3 protein-coding genes and 2 pseudogenes are annotated in these 3,618 nt (G+C 59.6%); all 5 read right to left on the reverse strand.

Annotated elements, in window-relative coordinates:
* Positions 1 to 87: 87 nt before the first annotated feature.
* A pseudogene (locus ACIPZE_RS28715) lies at positions 88 to 414 on the reverse strand (NADH-quinone oxidoreductase subunit F); the annotation flags it as partial.
* Complete coding sequence (nuoE, locus tag ACIPZE_RS28720; RefSeq protein ID WP_007920186.1) at positions 411 to 908, reverse strand: NADH-quinone oxidoreductase subunit NuoE; 498 nt, start codon at positions 906 to 908, stop codon at positions 411 to 413. The pseudogene ACIPZE_RS28715 and the gene nuoE, both read right to left, overlap by 4 nt.
* 2 nt (positions 909 to 910) lie before the next feature.
* A complete protein-coding gene (gene nuoC / locus ACIPZE_RS28725; protein ID WP_400776798.1) occupies positions 911 to 2,695 on the reverse strand; it encodes an NADH-quinone oxidoreductase subunit C/D in 1,785 nt (594 codons plus the stop codon).
* A 74-nt stretch (positions 2,696 to 2,769) separates the two neighbouring features.
* Positions 2,770 to 3,444: an NADH-quinone oxidoreductase subunit B family protein gene (locus ACIPZE_RS28730; RefSeq protein WP_003223809.1), complete on the reverse strand. Its 675-nt coding sequence runs from the start codon at positions 3,442 to 3,444 to the stop codon at positions 2,770 to 2,772.
* Between the two features lie 10 nt (positions 3,445 to 3,454).
* Positions 3,455 to 3,618, reverse strand: a pseudogene (locus tag ACIPZE_RS28735) (NADH-quinone oxidoreductase subunit A); the annotation flags it as partial.

Below are 3,618 nucleotides of genomic sequence, written 5' to 3' on the forward strand. Positions count from 1 at the left end.
AGCCGCGCGCTTTGCAGTTCCAGTATCGGCTCCATCGTGCCCCTCCGTTTCCATGCCGCAAGTCTACATCGCTGGTAGGATCCTTCACTCTTTCCAGGTGTTCGGCTCCATTTCATCCGCGTTGCACAGCAGGTAGCGGATGTTGATGGAGTCGTCTGTGGGCATCAGGCCCCACTTCACGCCCGTGGGGAAGCCTGCTCCGCCGCGACCTTTGAGGCCTGCGTCTTTCACGGTCTGGACGATGGCGTCCTGATCCGTGTCGGCGAAGGCTTTGCGCGCAGCGGCGTACCCGTTCTTGGCCTGGTATTCGTCGAGCCACACGGCTTCGCCGTCATCACGCAGACGCCAGGTCAGCGGGTGAGTCTCGGCCGAACGCTGAATGCGGTTGGCAGGACCGAAAGATGTCAGGGTCATACGTAGCCCTCGAGCAGTTTGGCGACGCCAGCAGGCTGCACATCACCAAAGGTGTCGTCGTCGATCATCAGCGCCGGTGCCTTGTCGCAGTTGCCGAGGCAGCAGACCGGCAGCAGGGTGAAACGACCGTCGGTGGTGGTCTGACCCAGGCCGATGCCCAGATTGTTCTGGATTTCGCTGACCACCGATTCGTGGCCGCCGATGTAGCAGACCATGCTGTCGCAGACGCGAATGATGTGACGCCCAACCGGCTGACGGAAAATCTGGCTATAGAACGTCGCCACACCTTCAACGTCGCTCGCCGGGATGCCGAGGATCTCGCCGATCGCGTACAAGGCGCCATCCGGCACCCAGCCACGTTCTTTCTGAACGATCTTCAGGGCTTCGATCGACGCCGCGCGCGGGTCTTCGTAGTGATGCAGCTCGTGCTCGATGGCCGAGCGCTCGGTTTCACTCAAGGTGAAACGGTCTGTCTGGATAAGCGTGCTGTTCATGCTTAGCGGTCCACGTCGGCCATAACGAAATCGATACTACCCAGGTACGCAATCATGTCCGCGACCATGCTGCCTTTGATCACCGAAGGGATCTGTTGCAGATGCGGGAAACTTGGAGTGCGGATCCGGGTACGGTAGCTCATGGTGCCGCCGTCGCTCGTCAGGTAATAACTGTTGATGCCCTTGGTCGCTTCGATCATCTGGAAGGATTCGTTGGCCGGCATCACCGGGCCCCACGAAACTTGCAGGAAGTGCGTGATCAAGGTGTCGATGTGCTGCAGCGTGCGCTCTTTCGGCGGCGGCGTGGTCAGCGGGTGATCCGCCTTGTACGGGCCTTCCGGCATGTTGCGCATGCACTGGTCGATGATCTTGATGCTCTGGCGCATCTCTTCGACGCGGACCATGCAGCGGTCGTAGGCATCGCCATTGGCGGCCAGCGGCACTTCGAACTCGAAGTTCTCGTAGCCGGAGTACGGACGCGCTTTACGCAGGTCGAAGTCGCAACCGGTCGAACGCAGGCCAGCACCAGTGACGCCCCATTCCAGGGCCTCTTTGGTGTTGTATTGGGCGACGCCGATGGTACGGCCCTTGAGGATGCTGTTCTGCAGGGCAGCCTTGGTGTATTCGTCGAGGCGTTTTGGCAGCCATTCAACGAAGTCTTTCACCAGTTTTTCCCAGCCGCGCGGCAGGTCATGGGCAACACCACCGATGCGGTACCAGGCCGGGTGCAGACGGAAACCGGTAATGGCTTCAATCACCGTGTACGCCTTCTGGCGGTCGGTGAAGGTGAAGAACACCGGAGTCATCGCGCCAACGTCCTGGATGTAAGTCCCGAGGAACAGCAGGTGGCTGGTGATCCGGAAGAACTCGGCCATCATGATGCGGATGACGTCGACCTTCTCGGGCACCTTGATGCCGGCCAGCTTCTCGACCGAGAGCACGTACGGCAGGTTGTTCATCACGCCGCCGAGGTAGTCGATACGGTCGGTGTACGGGATGAAGCTGTGCCACGACTGACGCTCGGCCATCTTCTCGGCACCACGGTGGTGGTAACCGATGTCCGGCACGCAGTCGACGATCTCTTCACCGTCCAGCTGCAGAATGATGCGGAACGCACCGTGCGCAGAAGGGTGGTTCGGGCCGAGGTTGAGGAACATGTAGTCCTCGTTCGTCCCAGAGCGCTTCATGCCCCAGTCTTCAGGACGGAAGCGCGCGGCTTCTTCCTCAAGCTGTTGCTTGGCGAGGTTGAGGCTGTACGGATCGAATTCGGTGGCGCGCGCCGGGAAGTCCTTGCGCAGCGGGTGACCTTCCCAGGTCGGCCGCATCATGATGCGCGACAGGTGCGGGTGACCTTTGAAGTCGATGCCGAACATGTCCCAGACTTCACGCTCGTACCAGTTGGCGTTCGGCCAGATGCCGGTGACGGTCGGCAAGCTGAGGTCGCTCTCGGACAAGGCGACCTTGATCATCACGTCACTATTACGCTCCAGCGACATGAGGTGATAGAACACGGTGAACTCGGCGTCGCTCGGCAACCCTTGACGCTTGGTGCGCAGACGCTCGTCCACACCGTGCAGGTCATAGAGCATGACGTACGGCTTGGGCAGGTTGCGCAGGAAGGTCAGGACTTCGACGAGTTTGGCGCGAGCGACCCACAGCACCGGCATGCCGGTGCGGGTCGACTGAGCGGTGAACGCTTCGGCGCCAAAACGGTTGTTCAATTCAACGACCACATCCTGGTCGTCTGCCTTATAAGGCGGGATGTACAGAGCACTGCCTGTAGTCATGGTTATTTTTTCGCTTTCGGTCAACGTAAAGAATGAAGCCAGCTTCTCGTTTCTTTTGTAAGAACAGATCTGGATCAGACTTCGTCAGGGCTGCGCAGGTTGGTGACTGCGATTCGCTGTTCGCGGCGCTGTTCCTTCTGCGAAGGCATGTCGGCGCGATAAACGCCTTGATCGCCAACGACCCAGGAAAGCGGACGACGCTCCTGTCCAATCGATTCCTGCAACAGCATCAAGCCTTGCAGAAAAGCTTCTGGACGAGGCGGGCAGCCAGGTACGTAGACGTCCACAGGCAGGAACTTGTCCACCCCTTGAACCACAGAGTAGATGTCGTACATGCCGCCGGAGTTAGCGCACGAACCCATGGAGATAACCCACTTCGGTTCGAGCATTTGCTCGTAGAGACGCTGGATGATCGGCGCCATCTTGATGAAGCAGGTACCGGCGATAACCATGAAGTCGGCCTGACGCGGCGATGCCCGGATAACCTCGGCGCCAAAGCGCGCGATGTCGTGGGGCGCCGTGAAGGCGGTGGTCATTTCCACATAGCAGCACGACAGGCCGAAGTTGTACGGCCACAGGGAGTTCTTACGTCCCCAGTTGACCGCGCCACTCAGCACGTCTTCCAGCTTGCCCATGAAAATGTTTTTGTGGACTTGATCTTCTAACGGATCGGAAACGGTTTCCCGTTCGCCAATCGGATACTGCTCGTTAGGAGCATCGGGGTCGATCCTGGTGAGATTGTATTGCATTGCCAAAGCCTCATTGTTTCAGCTTCGCCTGCCGCTTGCGACGAGCTTCCGGAGCCCAGTCACGGGCGCCCACTCGGAACAGGTAGTCGAGACCTGCCAACCGACTTGCTATGAACACGAGAGCTGCGACGAATCCGGTCCAGCCGCTTTGGCGGAGGGACCCCGGCCTTGCCA

The organism is Pseudomonas sp. NPDC089741 (assembly GCF_044748825.1).
Classification (GTDB): Bacteria; Pseudomonadota; Gammaproteobacteria; order Pseudomonadales; family Pseudomonadaceae; genus Aquipseudomonas; species Aquipseudomonas helmanticensis.